Below are 22,776 nucleotides of genomic sequence, written 5' to 3' on the forward strand. Positions count from 1 at the left end.
CAAAGCGAGTGGCACGGATTACGATTAACGCGCCAGCTGGAAGAAGCGCACGGAGTCGCGCAGTATCTCGCTCTGTTCGGTCATCGACTGGGCGGCAACTGCCGCTTGTTCCACCAGCGTGGCGTTCTGCTGGGTCACCTGGTCCATCTGATCGATCGCGACGCTAATCTCTTTGATCCCCTGATGTTGCTCGGTAGAGGCGGCAGAGATCTCAGCAACAATATCCGTCACTTTGTTTACGGAGGTCACAATCTCTTCCATCGCGCGGCTGGCGGTGTCGGCGTAGCGGGAACCGTCAGTTATCTTCTCAACGGTGCCTTCAATCAGCTGTTTGATCTCTTTCGCCGCATCGGCACTTTTCTGCGCCAGGTTGCGCACTTCACCAGCCACCACGGCAAAACCTTTACCCTGTTCACCGGCACGCGCGGCTTCAACAGCAGCGTTCAGCGCCAGGATATTGGTCTGGAAAGCGATGCCTTCAATCACCGAAATGATGTCGACAATTTTCTGCGAGCTGTCAGAGATTTCATGCATGCGTTTCAGCATGTCATGCACCTCTTTGCCGCCTTTAACCGCCGTTTGTGACGTCTGGCGCGCCAGGTCGCTCGCTTTGCGGGCGTTTTCGGCGTTACTCTTCACGTTTTCGGTAATTTGCTGCATGTTCGACGACGTTTGCACCAGCGAGGCCGCTTGTTCTTCGGTACGCTGTGACAAATCGTTATTGCCTTCGGCAATTTCGCCTGCGGCGTGGGAAATCGATTCGCTGCCGTCAATAATACCGGTAATAATTTCCGCCAGTTTACTGTTCATTAAATGGATGGTCGCCAGCAGGCTTTCGCTGTCGCCCTCGCGCAGCGCAACCTGGGTGCCCAGTTTGCCGTCAGCGACTGCCTTCATAATCGACATCGCATAGGCCGGTTCACCGCCAAGCTGGCGGGAGAGATTACGCGAAATAAACAGCGCAATCACGCCGGTGGCGATCAGCGCCAGCAGCAGCAAGCCGCTCAGCAAATAAAGCGCCTGGCGATAACCCGCCTGAGAATCTTCCCCGGCTTTATCACCAATCGCGACTTCCATATCCACCAGCGTCGCCAGATCTTTCATCAACTGGGTACGATATTTTGCGGATACCGCGCCGCTGATTTTGGCCGCTTCCGCCGCATCGCCGCGATTCATAGCGTCGATCACTTTGGCGTTAACGTCGACAAAGTTTTTAAAGTTATCCACCACGGTAGTGAACAGCGCGCGCATCTCTTGCGGCTCATTGGCCGAGATTTTTGCGTACTGCTGCTGAGCATTCAGGAAAGTTGCCTGGTTTTGCAGCAATTCGCCGCGGTGTTGATCCAGCGACGCAGGCGTGGTGGAGGCAATATACTGCACCTGTTGCAAACGCATTTCTGCTAAGACGCCTCGCATTTCAAGGGTATAGCGAACGCCTGGCATTCTGCTTTCGCGGAACTGGTCAATATTTTTATTGGTGTTGTTAAGCTGATAAATAGAAACAACGCCCAGCAGCAACATCATCACGATCAAGATGGAGAAGCCGATAAGCAGTTTGGTTAATACGGTGGCCTGCGCTATTTTTTTCATAATCCACAACTAAGTAAAGAAAGGTAATATTAATAACGGCAATATTTTAGGAAAAATTGATCTATTTATCTGATCTCAATCACATATCGCTATGATTTTTGTGCAATAGCACACATCGGATTTTTAATTTAGATTAAGGCAAGAGGGGTTGTTAAAAAGGTGGGTGAATTATACTTCAGTGAAGTGAAATATTGTTTCAAACAGTGTCTTTGTGCTGGGGTTTATTTTCTGCACACTGCCTTTAGTGTGCAGAAAAAATTAATGAGAAATAGTAATCGGCAGTTCATCTGCCCATTTTGCTGCCTGGTTCATCATCTCGGAAATCGCCGAATTGGGTAAGCCAATTTCGTGCGCCACGTCGCTGGCTTCATCCCACATTCGCTGCTCGTACAGACGCGCCAGTCGCACATACGGGTAGAGTTCACCGCTGTTCGCTTCTAGCGCTTTTGCCACTTCCGGCGAGACAGCGATTTGCGCCATCAGCTCTTCCAGCGGTAGCCCGAGGATCACATCCAGCAGCGAAAAGAGACCCGCCATAAAGGCGTCGTTAGAGATGTTATTGGCCGAGGTGCGCGCCGCTACCAGTTCGCAGAACTTGGCGCGGATCAGGCTCAGGTAATAGATTTCGGTGTTGGTAACATCCTCGAAGGAGGTCAGACACGCCACCAGTACAAAACGGCGCATTTCGCTGATGCCAAGGTAGACCACGATGTCGCGCAGTGATTGATTGCGAAAACCGCTAATGCCGCGGGTGTTATATAAAATGTTTTGCGCATAACGCATAATTTTAAAAGAGAGTGAAACATCGCGTTTCAGCAAATCTTCTATTTTGTTTAAATTGGGTGATTCAACGTTAACTTCCTGCATCAGCTTCAGGGCAAACGCACGATTTTGCGCCAGTTTATTTCGTTTAGTAACCACCGGCTTGCTGAAAAAATACCCCTGAAAAAGATGAAAACCTAATTTTTTAAAGGTCTCAAACTCTTCATAGGTTTCCACTTTCTCGGCCAGAAAAACCGCATGGCGTAATAATTCCCGATTGGCGAGGATATAGTCGCTAATTTTTTCGCGCGGGCTTCTCCTTATGTCAAATTTAATCACGTTGACATAGGGCATAAAGGCTTCCCACTGGTTTCCGGGTTCGAAATCATCCAGCGCAATGCGAAATCCCAGCGTGTGCATTCGTTTGACGGTTTCCAGCAGTTTGAGATCCGGTTCGGCGTTTTCCAGAATTTCAATCACCACGCGGTTTATCGGCAGCGTTTCCGCGAGGCCTTCCACCAGCAACTGGTAGGGAAAATTGACGTAAACCGTACTATTGTCGCTCTTACGGCCCACCGGTGCACTGAGGAACTGCTCTTCGATTAATTGCGTGGTGGCCTGTTCCGCAGACATATCGGGGAAGCGGTTATCCATGCTGTTCCGAAAGAGGAGTTCGTAACCGACGGTGTTCAATTGGTTATCAAAGATCGCCTGTCTGGCCACAAAAGAATACATTCGCCACCTCGCACACCGTGTACTTTTGTATATGTTTTCCAAATATATAAGCAACATTAACACCCTGGCTACCGGAACCGTGTGACTGCGGCAAAATATTTGACTTTTATTGTGAAAGAATAGGACAGCAAAGCGGTAAGTGTACAGGCGGCGCGGGTTTTTGCGCGGTGTTAAAGCCTGATTACCTGCGATATCAGGCTGGTTACATTACGAAGGTTCAAAACAGAGCGGGCGTTCGCAGCAGGCATCACAACTCGGCGAGCGGCACACCACTTCGCCTTCGCTATGCAGACAACGCTGGCGGTAGAAAAACTTTTTCCAGCGCATATTGTTGCTGTTCATCTCAACTAAAGGGGCGAAGCAATCGCTCATTAGCTCCCGCAACTCTGCGCGCGAGCTGAGTCCCAGATCCTGCCACAGGTGATTAAAAGCCAGTGAGACGCTGGCAATAATGTGCTGCATCGGTGCGGCATCCGCCGACATATGGCACGCCAGCCACTGTGCCAGCTCCGCGCGCTCTGCGGTGCGTGTGGCGTTAAGTTCGCTCATCAGTTTTTGCCGCAGACGGCAGTCTGCAGGCATTTCTGGCGCAGGCGGGGCGAAACGCGCCTGCAAATTTTCCCAGTCGCTCACGCTTAAACCCATTCTTTCCGGGTAGCAACCTTCACCGTGCAAATAAAGCCACAACAAGCGCCGTAGCCAGTCATCAACGGGCATCATGCCACCCCCTTGTTTTGCCCCTTTGTCGGCGCAGCCTGCCACCAGCGTAACAGCGAGGAAGTGATGGGTTGCCAGGCATCATCGACGCAGGGCTGAATGCCGCGCGATTGCAATTTTTGCCACGGTTCGTAGCCGATGCGGGCGCAGAAAACGGCTTTCACATCGCCCAGCAAGTCGAGCACTGTCGCCATTCGCGCGTCGTTTTCCGGCGGCTCACAATTATCCGACCCCTGGCAATATTTGGGTGTGAAACGCTCGTTGACCAACACGGCACCCGAGGCCGATAAACTGTAAATTCGAAAGCAATCCGCATGACCAAAATGGCAGTCGATCAGCTCGCCATGCGTTGACGCCACCGCCACCAGACAGGCCTCTGCATCTTCGGATTCTCCTTTGGTGACGATACTGGCGTGAAGCTGCGCGCGACGAAACAGCGTCGGCAACCACGGCTGGGGAGCGGATTCTACAGGTAGCAGGGTAAATTGCTGGCTGCGATCTTCGCCAAGCATACCAATCGCATCCGCGCGGCATTGCTGACAGTGCGTCATTTGCGGCATCACTTCGCCACAGCTTTCGCGCACGCGCGCGACCATCTCTGCATCGGGTTCCGCCTGGCCGTTAAGACCAAACACCGTGCCGTGCTCCGGGCGGGCTATCAGCGGCATAATGTTATGGATAAACGCGCCAGCTTCGCGCAGTTCGCGGCTGACATCGGCCAGCGCGAAATCGTTAATACCGGGGATCAACACCGAGTTGATTTTCACCAGCACGCCTTGCGCCGTCAGGCGACGAACGCCTTCCAGCTGGCGGGCTATCAATATTTCACCCGCTTCACGTCCGCTGTACCGTTCACCATCGAGCCAAAGCCAGGCGTAGATCTGCGCGGCAATCTGCGGATCGAGCGTATTGATGGTCACCGTCACGTGATCGACACCGAGGCTGACCAGCCGATCAACGGCGTCAGGCAGCATTAATCCATTGGTGGAGAGGCACAATTTCATATCCGGCAACTGTTCACGCACCATCTCCAGCGTGGTGAAGGTGCGTACGATATTCGCCAGTGGGTCGCCCGGCCCGGCAATGCCAACCACCGAAAGTTGCGGGATAGCCGTCGCAACTTGTCGTACTTTCGCCACCGCCTGTTCGGGGGTTAACAGCGAGGAGGAGACGCCAGGCCGGGATTCGTTACTGCAATCGAATTTGCGATTGCAGTAGTTACATTGCAGGTTACAGGCGGGCGCTACCGGTAAATGCATCCGCGCAAAGCGGTGATGACCGCTTTTTGAGTAGCACGGGTGCAGCGCCACTTTACCGGCGATGGCAGCAGAAAGCGGCTCAGACGGCGTTGGCTGACAGCGGGAACCGCCCGCGGCGGATGAACAGGACATCATGGAAGTACCTCCGTTTACGGAATTATTCTAGGTTGTTGCAAATCCTGTTCCTGATACAACATATTGAAAAATAGCAGTATTTGTTTTGTGGGGGTTGTCGGTTTTGTGGCATTTGGCTGACAATGTACCGAATGCCACAACCGCTGTTTATAGCCTTGGCAGGGTAATATCCATCGTCTGAATGCGATAGGCGACCTGGCGCGGCGTCATCCCCAGCAAGCGCGCGGCTTTGGCTTGTACCCATCCCGCTTTTTCCAGCGCTGCAATCAGCCGCTGACGCTCGTCAAGGTTGTTATCGAGCCAGCTATCATCATGCGAGACGCTGATAACCAGCGGTTTGGCTGGCTGGTCGCGATGATTAAACAAAATCACATCCCGATCGATCAGACCGTTCTCCGACATCACCGCCGAGCGCTCAAGGCAGTTTTCCAGTTCGCGCACATTACCGGGCCAGTTGTAGCTCATCAGCAGGCGGATAGCGCCCTCGCTAATGCGCAGCGTACGGCTCTGGTTATGGGCAATTTTACGCACCAGAAAGTGCGCCAGCTCGGCAATGTCCTCCTGGCGTTCGCGCAGCGGCGGCAGGGCGATGGGCATCACATTCAGGCGATAATAGAGATCTTCGCGAAAGTGTCCCAGCCGGACTTCATCTTCAAGGTTGCGGTTCGTTGCGGCAATAATGCGCACATTCACTTGCAGTGTCTCGTCGCCGCCGACGCGTTCCATTTCGCCTTCCTGCAAAATGCGCAGCAGCTTCGCCTGGAACGAGGCGCTACTTTCCCCAATCTCGTCGAGAAACAGCGTACCGCCATCGGCCAGCTCAAAACGGCCTTTACGCTGGCGTACCGCACCGGTAAAGGCCCCTTTTTCATGACCGAACAATTCGCTTTCAAGCAGTGTGTCCGGCAGCGCCGCACAGTTGAATTTCACAAATGGCGCACCGGCGCGCGGCGAATTGTGATGGATGGCGTTGGCAATCAGTTCCTTGCCGGTGCCGCTCTCTCCGCGTACCAGAACGGTGGTGTCCCAGCGCGAAACCTGACGGATAATTTCCATTGTCTGGCGCATCGCCGGGCTGTTACCGACCATATTTTCAAAGCCAAATGCGCGTGAGGCCGTGCAGGATTTCGGGCTGGCGGCCTGTGTTATGGCGGCGCGCGGGGAAGGGCGCACTGCCGGTGGTGCCATCAAACGCACGGTTTGCGCGACCAGGTTGGCGACCGTTTCCAGAAAGCGGGTGCAGGCGGGTAATCGCTCTTCGTAACGCGCCATGGGTTGTGCCGTCAGCACACCGAAAGTCTGCGCATCTGGCCCTATCAGCGGCACGGCGATAAACGGCAGGTTGTAATCATACAACCCGAGCCGGTCAAGAAAGCGCTGATCGTCAGCAACGCGCGCCAGCACTAATGATTGGCCCTGCGAAAGCACCGTCCCGACCAGCCCTTCGCCCGGACGATAGCGGATTTGCGAGCTGCCGGGGATTAACTGCTGATCGGCTTCCTGCAAAGCCTCAATATTCAAAATCGCCTGCTGGCTGTCGTACAGACAGATCATGCCGTGCTGCAAAAAGGCGTCATTGTGCAATACGCACAGCACTTGCTGGAGCGTCTGATCGACCTCGGTCGCCCGGCTGAGTACCACGCTTATGCGCTGCATCGCAGTGAACTGCTGGGACAAATCGAAGCGCCAGACGGTATTACCCGACTCGGTTCGCTGGGTCATTTTGAGCCTCCGGTCAGTGAATGAAATAGCGGGAATCGTAGGGTCAGGCAGCTTCCCCCTTCGGGGTGTGAAGTGAGTTCTATTGCGCCGTGGTGGTGTGCCACCAGCGTCTGGATCAGGCGCAGCTCCATGCCTTTTCCCGGAGCGTTAAGCGCATCCGGCGAGTGGGTGTGGCGCAGCGGGATCAGCGGCACATTGTCAGTAATATACAAAGAGAGCCAGCCCTCTTCTTCGCGGGCGTAAATCTGCGTTTGCGCGGTGAAATCACCCAGCCCGGCGGCAATATCCAGCGTGCGATCGAGCCACAGACTCAGGCAGGCCAACAGTTGCGTACGTTGACCAAATCCCACCAGATGATGGGAATCCAGTGTGACCTGCAAATTTTTCCCCTGCTCATAGCGGGTGTGATAAAGCGCGCGCAGATCGTCAAAAAAGGGTTGTAGCGGCCAGACGGCCGCACTTTCCAGTTCCAGCGACGGGCGGCAACGTTTCAGCCGTGCCATCGCCTCTTCACCTTCGCGCCACGCGGCGTCGAGCGCCACATTGTTGTTATCACTGCCATTTAAACGTCGCGCCGCCGCCAGCATATTGATGGGGCAGTTAAGCTGGATCAGCGCGGCGTCAAGCGCTTCGCGGATCGCCGCCAGTAGTTTGCCGTTGGTCATCTGCTGCTTAAGGCGGTCAAGCCGGCCCTGTTCCTGTTGCTGGCGTTGTTGGGTGTCGTCGGTGATCACCACCAGCGTGCGCGTCAGCCTGTTATCAATAAAGTAGCGACTGGCTTCTTCGCTGACGCCCGGCAGCGCCCAGCAGGTCACCGACAACCAGCGCACCTCACCGCACAGCACCACCGGTAAGACCTGGCCGTTTGCCAGCTCCGCTTTTCGGGTTGAAAAATTGAGTTCGCTCAGGAGCTCTTTTCCGCCGCAGTCGGCACAGAACGTTTTGTAGGCAAGGTTATCCATAACCACATGATCGCGTTCATCCACTACAACCACCGCCGCCGGAATGTTATTCAGCACCGCTTCGGTCAGCGTCATGTGATTACGCAACCGCTGCTCCAGCGCATAACTGGCGCTGATATCGCGCTGCATTGCCAGGTAGTGTTCCAGTTCGCCAAACGGGTTAATCACCGGGGTGATATCGATCTCGACCAGATACAGGCTGCCGTCGCGGTGGCGGTTAATCAATTGCCCGCGCCACGGTCGGCGTTGTAACAAGGTGTGCCACATATCCTGATAGATTTCCCGTGGGGTTTGGCGACTTGCAAGCAGGCGGGGATTTTGCTGCAACAACGCTTCTAGTTCATAGCCGGTCTGGCGGCAGAAAGCCGGGTTGGCATAGACAATGCGTGCGTCGGCATCAGTCAGCGAAATGGCGACGGGCGCTTCTTCAACGATGGTAAAAAACAGCCCAGGATGGTGTCGCGAAAGCGCACCGGCGATTGCCTCGGGCGCGCCGGCATCTATCATCATATTCAGGGTCATCGCACACTCCTGCGGTCAGTTAGTCGTGTCGTAGTTCTGACAATTTGTGCCACCAGGCCGTTTGTCGCCCGGACAACATGTCAGGCACGTATAACCATGCAAAGAGTGCACCTTTTGGCTGATAACCCGACAAAACCTTGATCCAGATCGGTATTCAGCGCGCTATCAGCACCAAAGCCGTGCCTGGCGGGCATTAGCGAGGAGAAACCCGGCGAAAAAAAGCGCCAGGCTGGTGCATTAATAACCAAACTGGTGCAGGTTTTGCCCGCGACCAAAACTGGCACACTCTTCGCAATATCAGACACGTTCACCGCATTTCCCGGCGGGATCTCTTTTTCAACAGGAGCGTGTGTTATGGCAAATATTGGTATTTTTTTCGGCACCGACACCGGCAAGACCCGCAAAATCGCCAAACAGATCCACCAGAAACTGGGCGGGCTGGCGGATGCGCCGGTCAATATCAACCGAACCGATGTAGACACTTTTCTCTCGTATCCGGTGCTGATATTAGGCACCCCGACGCTCGGCGACGGGCAACTGCCGGGGCTGGCTGCCGGTTGCGAGGATGAGTCCTGGAGTGAATTTGTCACCCAACTGCAAAGCGAAAGCCTGCGTGGTAAAACGGTGGCGCTGTTTGGTCTGGGTGATCAGGTGGGTTACCCGGATAATTTCGCCAGCGGCCTGCGCCCGTTATACGACACGCTGAAAAGCTGCGGGGCGCAGATGGTCGGCCACTGGCCCAATGAGGGATATACCTTTGGTTCATCGTCCGCGCTTGAGGCTGATAACTTTATCGGTCTGGTGCTGGATCAGGATAACCAGTACGACCTGACCGATGAACGCATCGAAGCGTGGCTGGATACGCTCAAACCGCTGATCTTCTAATGCCTGAAGCCCGGTTGATAACCGATCACCGGGCTTTCAGCTCGCCTGTAATAATGACGCCAGCCACTGGCGTTGCCACTGTTGCTGGGACTGACGGAACAAATACTCCCGCGCTTTCGCCAGCGCATCAGCCTTCGCCATCAGTGCCGGTTGGTGGATCTGTTCGCACCATAACAAATGCCAGCCCAGCGCCGTTTCGACCGGCTGGCTGACCTCATCCGTTTGCAGCGCAAACAGCGCGTTTTCCAGTTCCGCAAAGAGCAGGCCACGGCTTACCCAGCCCAGACGCCCACCTTCCAGCGCGCTGGGGCAGTGCGAATGGCGCGCCGCCAGCCGGGGAAAGGCCGCGCGGTTGTCACGGATTTGCTGATAAAAGCGGGTGATCTGTTTTCTTATTCCGGCGTGGTTTTGCTCTGTGGTCAGCAGCAGATGCGAGGTTAAGCGTTGTTCCGGGCGCATAAATTGCGCCTGATGTTGCTGATACCAGCGCAACACACTCGCATCGTCCGGAACCGGCGCTTTGCTGGCAACTTCAGCAAACTGCCTTTCCAGACAGGCATGATGCGCGATCACCGCCTGGCGCTCGGCAGGGGTAAAAGGGCATTCATCAAGCTGCGGTGCCAGCGATGTAGCCACGGCATTACGCAGCTCGTCAGGAATGATGGCGTCGCGCGTAATAGCAACGACCGCCCGTTCGAGCTGACGCTGGCGCGCCCAGGCGTGGTCAAATGCCTGCTGGTGTGCCGCCGGGATGTTTTCCGGCTCGCAGTGCCAGCGGGTCAGCGCCAGCCGTCGACGGGCGAAACGCTCCCACGCCATCATAGCGGCGTCTCCAGCAAGATCATGGCGCGGGCGGGAACCTGAAACCAGCGCCCGGAAAAGGTGACGGTGTAACTCTCTTCATCGTCTCCCTGGCCCGTGGCGGTGATCTGGCCTTGTTCTCCGGCGGCCACCACGATGTTATCACCGATGGCCAGCGCGTGGCGGCAGGCGACGGTATCACCGTACTGGAACTGTCCGGCGTGCCAGGGCGCGGAAAGCGGCAGCAGTTCCTGCTCACGGCAACCCACAATCAAACCGCAGTCGGGAAAATGGATTTGATAAATCACTTTTTCCAGCAGAAAAGTACCCCATTCGCGGACAAAACCCGTGCTACCACGGCGCACCAGCAAATCGCCGCGCCGGTAACCCGGCATGGTGCCATCGTTGCGGATAGTACGGCTAACGCGAACTTCCTCACCAAACGCATACAGTGGTTTCATGATGTCGGCTCCGTTGCACAGTGCTCGTAGCTTTCTGCCAGCAGTCTGCGCGCCAGTAGCCAGGGCTCGCGGGGAGTGGCTTCGAGCAGATTCCGCAGCGGCACATGGTCACGCAGGCGCTGGTGAAATTCGCGCAGCACCAGCAGGCAGCAACGGCGCAGCGTCAGCGGTTCATAAGGTACGGAGAAAAAAGTAAAAAAGGACTCGGCGCTGTCGAGTTCAGCCACGCCGGGGATCTGATAAAACCATTCCATCTTTAGCCCCTCGCCAGGTGTGGGGCGCTTGTGCCACACAACGTGGTGTAAAGCGCAATCAGTTCATCGTCTTGCGGTGTGCGTTTGCTGTTTTCCGCCACGCGGCGAATGGCGGGCAGCAGCAGGTCGACTTGCAGGGCGTTAAGGTGATAGCCCAGCCGGGTAAACACACCTTCCACGGCCTGGCGTCCGGAGTGCTTACCGAGCACCAGCCGGTATTCGCGCCCGATCAGCGCCGGGTCGATGGCCTGGTAGCTTTCGCGATCGCGCAGCAGGGCGGCGACATGCACGCCGGATTCGTGGGTAAATACCTGCGCGCCAACCAGCGGTTGCTGTGGGTCAATGGGGCGCCGGGCGGCATCGGCGACCTGCTGGCAGAGCAACGGTAATTGCGTGAAATCCACGCCGCTATCCAGCCCCAGACAGCGGCTCAGACCGAGCGCAACGGTTTCCAGCGCGGCGTTACCGGCGCGTTCGCCAAGACCCAGCACGGTCGTATTGACACTGGTTGCTCCGGCGCGTACCGCCGCCAGCGTATTGGCGGTCGCCATACCGAGATCGTTATGGGCGTGCATCTCAATTTCACCAGACCAGTTTTGACGCAGGGCGCTGATACGCTGGGCGGTGGTGAAGGGATCGAGCAGGCCAAGGGTATCGGCAAAACGCAAGCGCTGCGCGCCTGCGCTGCGGGCGACGTGCGCAATCTCCGCTAATGTCCGATCGCTGGCGCGTGATGCGTCTTCGCAACCAATACAGACCTGTAACCCCTGGCGTCGCGCCTGGGCAATCAGCGTGGCCAGCTTATCCAGCACCACTGGCAGCGGTTCGCGCAATTTGTACTGGCGCAGCTTGTCAGAAGCCGGTAGCGAGATATCCACCCAGTTCATGCCGAGATCGGCGCTCTGGCTGATTTCATCGGTATTCATGCGACACCAGGCCATGAGCGTGGCGTCAGGCAACAGCTGGCGCACCTGGCGCATCCGTTGGCGTTCTTCGCCGCCCATCGCCGGGGTGCCGACTTCCAGCGCGGTCACCCCGGCGGCAAACAGCGCTTCGGCAATGGCGATTTTCTCGCTGGCGCAAAAGGCGACGCCGGGGCTCTGTTCGCCGTCGCGCAGCGTGGTGTCATTGATCACGACCCTGGACATGTCGCCGCCTTAGCCGTAAACCGGCGTAAAGGTGGCGGGGGTCGGGCCGTCCTGCCAGTAGGGAGAAAGCGCGCGCAGACGCGTAATAATGGCTGGCAGCGTCTCTATCACATAGTCGATCTCTTTTTCCCGCGTATAGCGCGAGAGTGAAAAACGAATACTGCCATGCGCTGCTGTGTAGGGAATGTTCATGGCCCGCATCACATGCGACGGTTCCAGCGAACCCGAAGTGCAGGCGCTGCCGCTGGAGGCGGCGATCCCGGCCTGGTTGAGGAGCAGCAAAATGGCTTCCCCTTCGATAAATTCGAACGCCAGGTTCGCCGTGCCGGGGACGCGGGGTTGATCGCCGCCCATCACCATTACTGACGGCACCTGTTTCACCAGTTCGTCTTGCAGGCGATCGCGCAGGCTGGCGATGCCCGCGCTACCCGGCAGGTGGATCTGCGCCAGTTCGCACGCCGCGCCCATGCCGACAATCCCGGCGATATTCTCTGTACCGGCGCGGCGGCCGCGCTCCTGATGCCCACCGCGCAGCAGCGGACGAAAGCGGGTGCCACGGCGCAAATAGAGGCAACCCACACCTTTTGGCCCGTGCAGTTTATGCGCCGAGCAGGAGAGCATATCGATCTGCGTGCGGGCGATATCCAGCGGGATTTTGCCCACCACTTGTACCGCATCGCAGTGAAACAGCGCGCCATATTCCTGCGCCATGGCGGCCATTTCGATCACCGGAAACAGCACGCCGGTTTCGTTATTCGCCCACATGACGCTGACCGCCGCCACACGCGTGCTCAGCACGCGGCGATACTGTTCCATATCCAGTGCGCCGCTGGCATTCACACCAATGCGATGGATAAGGTAGCCCTGGCGTTCCAGATGTTCACACACGGCGAGGGTAGCCGGGTGTTCAACGGCGGTGGTAATTATCTCCCGGCGCTCCGGCATCAGCTCAACGCAGGCGTGCAGCGCGGTGCTGGTGGCCTCGGTCGCGCAAGAGGTGAAAATGATTTCGCTAGTGTGATCGGCCCCCAGCAGCGCGGCGACTTGCTGGCGAGCACGTTCAAGCGCGGCGCGGGAGGGGGTGCCAAAGTCGTGAATCGACGACGGGTTACCGTAATGTTCGGTTAAGAATGGCATCATCGCTTCCAGCACCATCGGGTCGATACGGGTGGTGGCGTTATTGTCCAGATAGACCTGTTTCATAGTTTCTCCCCCAACGGTTGACATGTGGTGGCTCAGGCGGCCACGACGTCCATATAACAGCCGGTACGCTCCATCAGTTTTTGCTGGAGCCAGGCGAGCGTCATATCGGTCATCATGCAGCCGCTGCAACTGCCGGAAAGGCTGACGGTGACGGTATGATTGTTGACGCTAAGCAGCGACATATCGCCGCCATCGGCCTGGATGTGCGGGCGTAATTCGGTGATCGCATCGACAACTTCCTGCCAGTGCGGATCTTTTTCAGCAGTGACGACAGCCGCGGCCTGCGGGTGCTTAGCGAGAATATCGGCCAGCGCCAGTTCAATTTTTTCATGACACGCGGTGCAGCCACCGCCCGCTTTGGTGTAGTTGATCACCTCGTCAAGGGTGGTCAGCCCGTTACTCAGCACCGCGCGGCGAATTTGCCCTTCATCGACGCCAAAACATTTGCAAATCAGCGCGCCTTCTTCGTGCTCATCGATCAGCGTTTCGCCACGGTAGTGGGCAATCGCCGCCCGCAGCGCCTCCTGACCCATCACCGAGCAGTGCATTTTTTGCGGCGGCAGGCCATCGAGGTAATCCGCGATCTGCTGGTTGGTTACCTGCTCAGCCTGTGCCAGCGTGCGGCCGATAATCAGCTCGGTGAGCGCCGAAGAGGAGGCAATCGCGCTGCCGCAGCCAAACGTCTGAAACCCGGCTTCGAGGATGGTTTCACTTTGCGGATCCACGCGCAGCATCAGCCGCAGCGCATCGCCACAGCTCAACGAACCCACATCGCCCACGGCGTTGGCGTTATCCACCACCCGTGCGTTACGGGGATTAAAAAAATGATCTTTCACTTTCTCGGAGTAATTCCACATGTGCTGGCTCCCATGAGAGATGACGGAAAGCGCCGTGGCGCATTTCACCGCCTCAATCAACGGCGGGTGATGACAATCAAGCAAAAGCAATACCAGAAGGGAAAAACGTTGTATTTCAATGAAGTAAATTGAATGGCCAACATAAAACCCGGTGCTGTGTCGCGATTTTATGTTGGCTTTGTCACACAACCGACACGGCGTGTGACTAATGCTCATCCTCTTCCTGCCATGTTTGTTCCTGTAGCATGCGGGCGAAGCGCTGCGGATTGCGGGCGGTTTTACGCTGCTCTTTGTCATACCAGTAGTGCTGAATTTCCTGCAACAACCCGGCAATGGTGGTCGCTTGCGGCACGCGAACCGCACGTACGCCGATTTGCAAAAGCTGGCGAAAAACCGCTTCGCCAATCGCCACGCAGTAGAGCGTGACGCAATCTTCCAGCGCGTGAATGCGACAATCGAGCTTCTCTTGCTGGTGCCCGGCGAGCACCGAGAAATCCACCACCCGCAACAGCGTGACGTCGTGCTCTTTCACGCCATAGATCACCAATTTTGGCGTGGCGCCAAAGTGTTGATCCACATGGTGATAATCCGAACTGGCAAAAGCGACTTTCATTGACCATTCGCCCTGACAAATGGTGCTGAACTGACGATTAACATGCGGCATACAGATCTCCAGGCGTAACGTTGTCGTCGGCGTGCTGGCGCAGCGGCGAGCGGTAGGTTGTAGGCGGGTGATGGCGCTCGCGCATCACATTCGCCAGCTCAAACAGCGTGTCACGAATGCCGCTGTACCCCTGGCGCAGGCGACGAAATTCCCCCAGCCGGTCATACACCGGGAACCCGGCGCGGATAAGTGACAAATCAAACTGCGCGGCGAGATCGGCGGCATGAGAATTGGCCACCAGTAACGCGGCGGGCGTCGCGCAAAGCCGATCCTGCATATCTTCCAGATCGCCGATAACCACGGTTTCCACCGGCAGATTTTGCAATCCCGGCTGGCTGACCGGTGCGACAATCGGGCCGGGGATCATGCCCTGGCTGCGGGCGAAATCGCACCACGCCGCCAGGTGATCGCCTTCTGCTGCCATGGCGATAGCCGCACCCTGCAGCCACATATGGCAATCGATCATCGCATCCTGCACTTGCCCGCGCTGGCGCTCAATCCACGCGGGGACATCGCGCCCGGAGAGGGTTTTCAATCGATGAATAAACATGTCGCACGCCTCAAGCGTCATCAGATGCGGCAAGGCGATCACCTCGCCACGGCTGCGCTGCGCCAGTAACGCCGCCGCACGGCCCAGCGAGTTGCCAATCACAAAGGTGGCCAGGTTTTGCCCCATCTGTTCAATCATACGCAGCGATGTTCCCCCCTGGGTAACAGGCGAAAAATCACCCTCTGCCAGATGCCCGTCCAGCGACAGCGACAGATCCGGCACAATCACCGGTTGCAGGCCGAAGGCTTCAACATAACTGCGCAACAGTTCGATATCGCCTGGTGTCAGTAAATGGCTGACCAGCAGGTTGACACGGCGGTTGCGCAGGCTGGCGGCGGGCTGTGCGGGTACCCACTGTTCAATCATGCTTTCCAGCACGGCGCTGTAGCCGTTTTCCAGCGAGCCGTAGAAATCGGGTGTGTTGACGGTGAGCAGCGCAACGCCTTTATGCCGGGGAAAATCATCACGAAACTGGCGCACCACCCGCGAAATGTCGCTGCCCTGGGCTTCTGAAAGCCCGGTGCTGAGCAGCACAATGGCTTTCGCGGCGTTGCGCTGGCAGAGAACATTGAGCGCGGTAAAAATGTTTTCATCGGCGCCCATAATGGTGGAAGTCGGATCCATCGCCGTCGATTGCAGGGGGATCGGATCGTGAAAATGTTGAATAAAGAACACCTTCGCGAACGCGCTACATCCCTGTGCGCCGTGTACCAGCGGTATGCACTGTTCGACACCCAGGCTTGCGAGGATCGCCCCCAGCGGCTGGCCGCTTTTTATCGGGCTGACCGCCAGCGGTTTTTTACTGCGCAGAATTTCGGCCATTGAACGCTCCTTATTGCCACGGCGCGCGGGCATGCGTTTGCGGCCAGACCGGGCTTTCCAGGGTCTGACAAAGTTGTTCGGCAAGCGTGATGATGCCGCGATAACCGGCAAAGGCGTGCTCACGCTCCTGGTTGATATCAAGAAAGGGCAGACGCGCTTTATAGGCGGTGTACATGTTGCGACCGCCTGCGATCATCATGTCGGCTTTGCAGCGATAAACCACATCCAGCAAGGCGCGGGCGTTGCCTTCGTCCAGCATAATGGCGTCATCGCCCATCAGTTCACGGATGCGCTGTTTATCCTCTTCGGTGGATTTGCGGGTTCCGGTAGCGACGACCGTCATGCCGAGATCCTGCAGTGCCGAAACCACCGACCAGGATTTAACGCCACCGGTATAGAGCAGCACTTTCCTGCCGCGTAAACGTTCGCGCAGCGGGGCCAGTGCCTGTTCTGTTGCGCGCTCCTCACGCGTAATCAGCTGTTCGGTGCGCGCCATTAAATCGCTATCGCCGGTGAGTGTTGCCAGCTGGCGCAGGGCATCAGAAGTGGCGCGAACGCCATAAAAACTGCCTTCAAACCACGGCGTGCCGTAGCGTTGTTCCAGCGATCTGGCGACATTAATCAGCGCCCTGGAGCAAACCAGCATATTGACCTGCGCACGGTGCAGCGTCTGGATCTCGGCAAAGCGCCCGTCGCCGGAAAGGGTTCCCAGGACGCGAATCCCCAGCTCATCAAGCAGTGGCTGGATATGCCAGAACTCGCCGGCGATGTTAAATTCGCCAATCAGGCCAATATCATGGCGGTGCGCCGGGGCAAAAGGGGTATTTTCCGGCCACGGCGCGGGTTCGCGTCCGCCGATGACTTTTTTCACCATCACTTCGCCCGCCAGGCGGTTACCCAGGTTTTTGCTACCGTAAAAACCGGCCACATCTACGGCAATCACGGGCACACCGGTGGCGGTCGCTGCGGCCTGGCAGACGGCTTCAATGTCATCGCCTTCCATTGCCGGAACGCAGGTGTTGTAAATAAATACCGCCGCCGGATGATAGCGGTCGACAATATGGCGCACCGCGTGAAACAGCCGCCGCTCGCCGCGTCCCATGATGACATCCTGCTCGTTCAAATCGGTGGTGAAGCCGAGCCGGTTAACTCGCGGGCCGGAGCTCAGGCTGCCGCGGTTATCCCATGAGCTACCGGCGCAGCCAATCGGGCCATGTACCAGATGCGCCACGTCGGAAAGTGGCAGCAGGGTGATCTGTGCGCCGTCGAAGGCGCAGCCTCCGGCAGTCGCACCGGGTTTTGGCGCGCTACAGCCGGATTTCTGTTTATGGTTATGCTCGCAGGCCGGTTCATCGAGCAGGGCCAGGATGTCGTTCCCCTTCATCATCACCTCATTTTCTGGTTGGGTTAGCGTTAATGGTGCAAATCGCAAGCCAGAAAAGAGTGATTGATTTTTAAGGGGAAAGTGTTGTGCGCTTTGTGACAAAACAGACAATTGGCGCAATGCCCACGCCAAAAAACGCCCCCATCAGGGGGCGGTTTAAAACACCCGCGCTTCCAGCGGATTAGCGCGTTCCAGCCGTTTCGCCAGCCACGGCGGTAACGGCCCGGCCAGCAGGTTCTGGATAGCGGCGCACTGGGACAAAATGGTATTGCCCGGTGACACTTTCATCGGGTGAATATTATGGCGAATCAACCGTGCGGCTGCCGGGCCGCCGATCGCTTCACAAAACAGCAAATGGCAGTCGTGGAGTAACTGCGCGCGGATTTCATTCGGCTCCTGGTTTTGCGGGTGAGAAGGGTAGCGGCGCAGATCATGGAGCCAGCCGCCCTGGTCATCAAACCCGTAAATAAAGAAAAGTCGCCCCTGGCCGAAATGACCATTGATGGTGAGCCCATCCTGTGAGCAGAAGGCGACAACCAATTGCGGACGGCGGGTTTTGCCTTCCTGCACCTGCAAATGGGCAGGTAGTTCGCCGCGCAGGCAGGCTTTAACCCGCGCCCAGCGGCCACTGGACATCAGGGCTTCCGCATACGGAAACCGGGCTTCCAGTTGCGGTAATTCGAGTGCTGCCAGCACATTGGGTGTCAGCACTTCATCACTGCTGTGGGTAAGCCAGGCCATGATTTGTGCGGGTTGCAGCTCCGGCAGGCACTGGAACAGCGCCAGCATCCGCCAGAACAGCGTATCGTTGTCGGACATTGCGCACCTCCTTATACCTGCGCATCGCGGGTGGCGCGCAGGCTGAGCGGAAAAGCCGGGCGGCCGGGTTGCAGATTGACGTAATAACGGCGTCCACCTTCCAGTTCAAGCGCGCCGCCCCAGTGTTCCGGCGTGTCATGTTCAATCTGCAATACGCGGGCTTCCAGATCCTGTTTCGCGATATAGCAATAGAGATCCGCGCCGCGCTGGCGAAGAATAATGACCGGCATAGAGCCTCCCTGGCCCCGCGTGGCGCGGGGCATGTAATGGTTAACGGATAAGATCGAAGCTGTAGTCGGTTTTGCCGAGCTTGATGGTCTCTTTGTCCACTTTCTCCAGTACCGCATTCACAAGGGTAGTGAGAATGCTCATGGCGCCCTCGTAGCCCCAGGTGGTCTGGCGGTGCAGATGGTGGCGGTCAAACAGCGGAAAACCGAGGCGGATCAGCGGAACTTCAAACTGTTCACCCTTGGCTAAGGTGTCGCGCTGAATAAACTTGCCGTACGAGTTGCCAATCATAAAATCCGGCTGACGGGTAAACATCAGCGAGCGGAAATGCCACAAATCGCAGTTGATAAACACCTCGCTCTCCTGGCCGTACGGTGAGGCGTCGAGCATTTTCTTCATCGCTTTCAGCCAGCGCTTGTTACCGTTATGGCAGAGGATAACGGTCGGTTCGCAGCCCAGCTCCAGCAGGAAACGGGTCAATCCCATGACAAAATCCGGATCGCCAAACAGACCGAATTTTTTACCGTGCAGCCAGGTGTGGGAATCGAGCATCATATCGACCAGCCGCCCGCGCTCCAGCGCCAGTGAATCGGGAATGGCCTTGCCGGTTAACTGACTGATCGCCATCAACAGCTCGTCTGTTCCTGCCAGCCCAACGGGAACAGAAACCTCGGTGGCGGGCTGATTCCACATCTCCTGCACCACTTTTTTGCTTTTTACCAGCTGCCAGGGCTGCAGCAGCAGGGTGTCGATAGCGTCCGGCGCCTCGCGCATTTCTTGCTGCGTCGTACCGCCCGCATACATCTGGTAATGCCCGTTGGCGGGAGTATCCAGCACTTCCGACGGATCGGAGAGCACACTCGCCGGCACCTCCATTTGTTCCATCATGCGTTTCAGCACGCGGAAATTGCCGAGATAGGTTTCGAACCCGGTCACCAGGTTGATACGTGAAATTTTGCCGGGCTGTGCTTCATGGTCTGCCGTAAAGGTACGGGCAAAACCTTCAAACATGTTGTCCCAGCCGGTGATATGGCTGCCGATAAAACTGGGGGTGTGCGCGTAGGGCACGGGGATGGCGGCATCAAGAAAACCATCTTTTTTGGCGTTGGCGATAAAGGCCTGCAAATCATCACCGATCACTTCCGCCATACAGGTGGTAGAGACGGCGATAATCTCCGGTTTATACAGCGCGCTGGCGTTTTGTAAGCCGGTATTGAGGTTGTTATTCCCGCCGAACACGGCCGCGTCTTCCGTCATTGAATCCGACACGCAGGCCACCGGTTCTTTAAAGTGGCGGTTAAAGTACGTGCGGAAATAGGCCACGCAACCCTGTGAACCGTGCACATACGGTAGGGTATTGGCAAACCCCAGCGAACAGAGCACCGCGCCCAGCGGCTGGCAGGCTTTTGCCGGGTCGATAGTCAGCGCTTCGCGTTTAAAGTTCAGCGCTTCATATTCCGGGGTGGTGGTCCATTGAAACACTTCCTGCACCCGCTCCGGCGAGTGCGCCTCTTCGAGTGCCCGTTTACCGGCAAACAGCGTCTGGTAAGCATCCTGTTCAAACAGGGGATGGCAATTCTGTATTTTCTCAGCAGTCTGGCTCATGGTGTTCTCCTCCCGCGCCACAAATCGGTGAACAAACGGGATAACAGGATAAAAATCAGGCGGATTTCAGCCACGGCGCGGTCAACTGACCCCAGGCGGGATTGTTGAGCGTCATATCCATATCACGAGCGAAGATGGCGAAGCCGTCATAGCCGTGGTACGGGCCGGAGTAATCCCAGGAGTGCATCTGGCGAAACGGCACGCCCATTTTCTGAAAGATATACTTCTCTTTGATGCCGGAACCGATGAGATCCGGTTTCAGTGCGTTGACGAACACCTCCAGCTCATAACTGCTGGCATCATCAAACAGCAGCGTGCCCTCTTTCAAATCCGGCAAGGTGCGGTCGTAATCATCGTTATGACCGAACTCATAACCGGCAGCGATGATCTCCATCCCCAGGTCTTCATAGGCGCCAATCACATGGCGCGGACGCAGCCCGCCCATATAAAGCAGCACCTTGCGACCCTCCAGACGCGGGCGATATTTGGCGATAATGGCGTCGTTTTGCGCCTGGTATCTGGCGATCACCGCTTCGGCGTTGGCGCGAATGGTGTCGTCAAACTGGTCGGCGATTTTGCGCAGCGATTCCGCGATTTTCGTCGGACCAAAGAAGTTGTATTCCATCCACGGAATACCGTGCTTCTCCTCCATATGGCGCGAGATGTAGTTCATTGAGCGGTAACAATGCACCAGGTTCAGTTTGACGAACGGCGTGTTTTCCATCTCCACCAGCGTACCGTCGCCAGACCACTGTGCCACCACCCGCAAGCCCATCTCTTCGAGCAAAATGCGCGAAGCCCAGGCATCGCCGCCGATGTTGTAATCGCCGATGATCGCCACATCGTAAGGGGTGGATTCGAACGGTTTGCCTTCGCGGTTATCCAGCACCCAGTCGCGGATCACATCGTTGGCAATATGGTGACCGAGGGATTGCGACACGCCGCGAAAGCCTTCGCAACGCACCGGAATAACCGGTTTGTTAATGGCTTTGCGGCTGGCGTTCGCGACGGCCTCAATGTCATCGCCAATCAGGCCGACCGGGCATTCCGACTGAATCGAAATGCCTTTGGTCAGCGGGAACAGCTCTTCCAGCTCTTCGATCAGTTTGGCGAGCTTTTTGTCGCCGCCAAACACGATGTCGCGCTCCTGAAAATCGGAGGTGAAGTTGAGCGTGCCGAAGCTGTCCACGCCGCTGACGCCGGTGTAGTAGTTCCGCCGCCCGGCGCGGGAGTACTGGCCGCAGCCGATTGGGCCATGCGAGATATGCGCCATATCCTTGATTGGCCCAAATACCACCCCTTTCGATCCGGCATACGAGCAGCCGCGCACGGTCATCACGCCTGGCTGCGATTTGCGGTTAGAGATGATGCATTTACCGACGCTTTCCTGCTCCGGGTCCGTCACCATCATGTGTTTTCTGCGTTCTTTGCGCGTCTTCTCCGGGAAAACCTCGAGCACTTGCTCGATTATCTCCAGGTTGCGTTCGCCTGTTGCATTGCTCATGGGTGTGCTCCTGTGGTCAGACGGCGTTTTCTTCGGCGGCGGTTTTACCAATGATGCTGGTGTCTTCCACATCCATAATGCCGAACTCCATCAGCAGTTCTTCCAGTTCATCCATGGTGCAGGGGGTGGGCACCACCATTTTGGTGTTGTTGACGATTTTGCTGGCAAGGCTGCGATATTCGTTCGCCTGGTTGCAGGTCGGGTCATATTCGATAACCGTCATACGGCGGATTTCCGCACGCTGCACGATGTTGTCGCGGGGAACAAAGTGGATCATCTGCGTGCCGAGTTTTTCTGCCAGCGCAATGATCAGTTCATCTTCACGATCGGTCTGGCGCGAGTTGCAAATCAGCCCGCCGAGGCGCACTTTGCCGGATTTGGCGTATTTCACGATGCCTTTGGAGATGTTGTTGGCGGCGTACATCGCCATCATTTCGCCAGAGCAAACGATGTAGATCTCCTGCGCTTTGTTTTCACGAATCGGCATGGCGAAACCACCGCATACCACGTCGCCCAGCACGTCGTAGAAAACAAAATCGAGATCCGGCACGTAAGCGCCTTCTTCTTCGAGGAAGTTAATCGCGGTGATCACCCCGCGACCGGCACAGCCCACGCCTGGCTCCGGGCCGCCGGACTCTGCGCAGCGCACGCCGCCGTAACCGATTTGCAGCACGTCTTCTAACTCCAGGTCTTCCACGGAGCCGACTTCAGCAGCCATCTCCATAATGGTGTTCTGCGCTTTCGCATGCAGGATCAAACGCGTGGAATCGGCTTTCGGGTCACAGCCGACAATCATGACTTTTTTACCCATCTCCGCCAGCGCGGCGACCAGGTTCTGTGTGGTGGTCGATTTGCCGATCCCACCTTTGCCGTAAATGGCGCATTGACGCATGGTCATGGTGTTTCTCCTGTTGGTTATGTGTTTGCCACATCTCCTTGTGCAGGGAACATACCAGCCATGCCAGAGTGGTTAATGGTTTGATTTTTATAGTTTTTATATTTTGACGCAGAAGAGGGAAGGAACAAAGAGTTCACAATCATCAGACCAATTGTACGAAACAACACAATTCTGTTTGCGCTCGTTACCCGCGCTGCCCGGCGTGACACTTTGTCGGCAGTTCAACAAGCTGTCGCGTCCGCTGTCTTATTCCACGCAAAACCTTTCCGGCGCCGGTTACTAATTGCTT

At 56.8% G+C, this 22,776-nt stretch carries 21 protein-coding genes; 1 reads left to right on the forward strand and 20 read right to left on the reverse strand.

Annotated elements, in window-relative coordinates:
* Positions 1-24: 24 nt before the first annotated feature.
* The 6 genes from ACFX4U_RS01880 to nifL all read right to left on the reverse strand — a co-directional run bounded on the left by ACFX4U_RS01880 (position 25) and on the right by nifL (position 8,404).
* Complete coding sequence (locus ACFX4U_RS01880; RefSeq protein WP_313507007.1) at positions 25-1,590, reverse strand: methyl-accepting chemotaxis protein; 1,566 nt, start codon at positions 1,588-1,590, stop codon at positions 25-27.
* Positions 1,591-1,848: 258 nt separating this feature from the next.
* The gene (locus ACFX4U_RS01885) at positions 1,849-3,087 is read right to left on the reverse strand and encodes an EAL domain-containing protein (protein WP_313507006.1); all 1,239 of its coding nucleotides are present in this window, start codon (positions 3,085-3,087) and stop codon (positions 1,849-1,851) included.
* Between the two features lie 207 nt (positions 3,088-3,294).
* Complete coding sequence (locus ACFX4U_RS01890) at positions 3,295-3,807, reverse strand: nitrogen fixation protein NifQ (protein WP_200551935.1); 513 nt, start codon at positions 3,805-3,807, stop codon at positions 3,295-3,297.
* A complete protein-coding gene (gene nifB / locus ACFX4U_RS01895; RefSeq protein WP_313507005.1) occupies positions 3,804-5,198 on the reverse strand; it encodes a nitrogenase cofactor biosynthesis protein NifB in 1,395 nt (464 codons plus the stop codon). Before nifB ends, ACFX4U_RS01890 begins: the two co-directional genes overlap by 4 nt.
* A 147-nt stretch (positions 5,199-5,345) precedes the next feature.
* A complete protein-coding gene (gene nifA / locus ACFX4U_RS01900) occupies positions 5,346-6,920 on the reverse strand; it encodes a nif-specific transcriptional activator NifA (RefSeq protein WP_313507003.1) in 1,575 nt (524 codons plus the stop codon).
* On the reverse strand, positions 6,917-8,404 hold the full coding sequence (nifL, locus tag ACFX4U_RS01905) for a nitrogen fixation negative regulator NifL (RefSeq protein ID WP_313507001.1): 1,488 nt from the start codon (positions 8,402-8,404) through the stop codon (positions 6,917-6,919). The genes nifA and nifL overlap by 4 nt, the downstream gene beginning before the upstream one ends.
* A gap of 354 nt (positions 8,405-8,758) precedes the next feature.
* Between nifL and ACFX4U_RS01910 the strand changes: the two genes are divergently transcribed.
* Positions 8,759-9,289, forward strand: coding sequence for a flavodoxin (locus ACFX4U_RS01910; RefSeq protein ID WP_313506999.1), 531 nt, complete (start codon positions 8,759-8,761; stop codon positions 9,287-9,289).
* A gap of 36 nt (positions 9,290-9,325) precedes the next feature.
* On the opposite strand, the gene nifM is transcribed toward ACFX4U_RS01910, so the two are convergent.
* The 14 genes from nifM to nifH form a co-directional block, all read right to left on the reverse strand.
* Entirely contained in the window at positions 9,326-10,111 is a 786-nt protein-coding gene (gene nifM / locus ACFX4U_RS01915; protein WP_313506998.1) for a nitrogen fixation protein NifM, read from the reverse strand.
* On the reverse strand, positions 10,108-10,551 hold the full coding sequence (locus tag ACFX4U_RS01920; protein WP_305736141.1) for a nitrogen fixation protein NifZ: 444 nt from the start codon (positions 10,549-10,551) through the stop codon (positions 10,108-10,110). Before ACFX4U_RS01920 ends, nifM begins: the two co-directional genes overlap by 4 nt.
* Positions 10,548-10,805 (reverse strand): nitrogenase-stabilizing/protective protein NifW, encoded by a 258-nt coding sequence (locus tag ACFX4U_RS01925; protein ID WP_305736140.1) that lies wholly within the window; start codon positions 10,803-10,805, stop codon positions 10,548-10,550. The genes ACFX4U_RS01920 and ACFX4U_RS01925 overlap by 4 nt, the downstream gene beginning before the upstream one ends.
* 2 nt (positions 10,806-10,807) lie before the next feature.
* Positions 10,808-11,953 (reverse strand): homocitrate synthase, encoded by a 1,146-nt coding sequence (gene nifV, locus ACFX4U_RS01930; protein ID WP_313506996.1) that lies wholly within the window; start codon positions 11,951-11,953, stop codon positions 10,808-10,810.
* 9 nt (positions 11,954-11,962) lie between these two features.
* Positions 11,963-13,156, reverse strand: a complete 1,194-nt coding sequence (gene nifS, locus ACFX4U_RS01935; protein ID WP_313506995.1) for a cysteine desulfurase NifS — start codon at positions 13,154-13,156, stop codon at positions 11,963-11,965.
* Between the two features lie 32 nt (positions 13,157-13,188).
* Positions 13,189-14,013: a Fe-S cluster assembly protein NifU gene (gene nifU, locus ACFX4U_RS01940; RefSeq protein WP_313507147.1), complete on the reverse strand. Its 825-nt coding sequence runs from the start codon at positions 14,011-14,013 to the stop codon at positions 13,189-13,191.
* A gap of 205 nt (positions 14,014-14,218) precedes the next feature.
* Positions 14,219-14,677, reverse strand: coding sequence for a NifB/NifX family molybdenum-iron cluster-binding protein (locus ACFX4U_RS01945; RefSeq protein WP_313506994.1), 459 nt, complete (start codon positions 14,675-14,677; stop codon positions 14,219-14,221).
* The gene (nifN, locus tag ACFX4U_RS01950; RefSeq protein ID WP_313506993.1) at positions 14,664-16,049 is read right to left on the reverse strand and encodes a nitrogenase iron-molybdenum cofactor biosynthesis protein NifN; all 1,386 of its coding nucleotides are present in this window, start codon (positions 16,047-16,049) and stop codon (positions 14,664-14,666) included. Before nifN ends, ACFX4U_RS01945 begins: the two co-directional genes overlap by 14 nt.
* Before the next feature lie 10 nt (positions 16,050-16,059).
* A complete protein-coding gene (nifE, locus tag ACFX4U_RS01955) occupies positions 16,060-17,433 on the reverse strand; it encodes a nitrogenase iron-molybdenum cofactor biosynthesis protein NifE (protein ID WP_313507146.1) in 1,374 nt (457 codons plus the stop codon).
* A gap of 156 nt (positions 17,434-17,589) precedes the next feature.
* Complete coding sequence (locus ACFX4U_RS01960) at positions 17,590-18,252, reverse strand: NifB/NifX family molybdenum-iron cluster-binding protein (RefSeq protein WP_313506992.1); 663 nt, start codon at positions 18,250-18,252, stop codon at positions 17,590-17,592.
* An 11-nt stretch (positions 18,253-18,263) separates the two neighbouring features.
* On the reverse strand, positions 18,264-18,482 hold the full coding sequence (gene nifT / locus ACFX4U_RS01965) for a putative nitrogen fixation protein NifT (RefSeq protein ID WP_313506991.1): 219 nt from the start codon (positions 18,480-18,482) through the stop codon (positions 18,264-18,266).
* A 40-nt stretch (positions 18,483-18,522) separates the two neighbouring features.
* Positions 18,523-20,085, reverse strand: coding sequence for a nitrogenase molybdenum-iron protein subunit beta (gene nifK, locus ACFX4U_RS01970; RefSeq protein ID WP_313506990.1), 1,563 nt, complete (start codon positions 20,083-20,085; stop codon positions 18,523-18,525).
* A 55-nt stretch (positions 20,086-20,140) separates the two neighbouring features.
* Positions 20,141-21,589: a nitrogenase molybdenum-iron protein alpha chain gene (gene nifD / locus ACFX4U_RS01975; protein ID WP_313506989.1), complete on the reverse strand. Its 1,449-nt coding sequence runs from the start codon at positions 21,587-21,589 to the stop codon at positions 20,141-20,143.
* A gap of 16 nt (positions 21,590-21,605) precedes the next feature.
* Complete coding sequence (gene nifH / locus ACFX4U_RS01980; RefSeq protein ID WP_305736132.1) at positions 21,606-22,487, reverse strand: nitrogenase iron protein; 882 nt, start codon at positions 22,485-22,487, stop codon at positions 21,606-21,608.
* Positions 22,488-22,776: the final 289 nt, after the last annotated feature.

The sequence above is a fragment of the Kosakonia sp. YIM B13588 genome, from assembly GCF_042788165.1.
GTDB lineage: Bacteria > Pseudomonadota > Gammaproteobacteria > Enterobacterales > Enterobacteriaceae > Kosakonia > Kosakonia sacchari.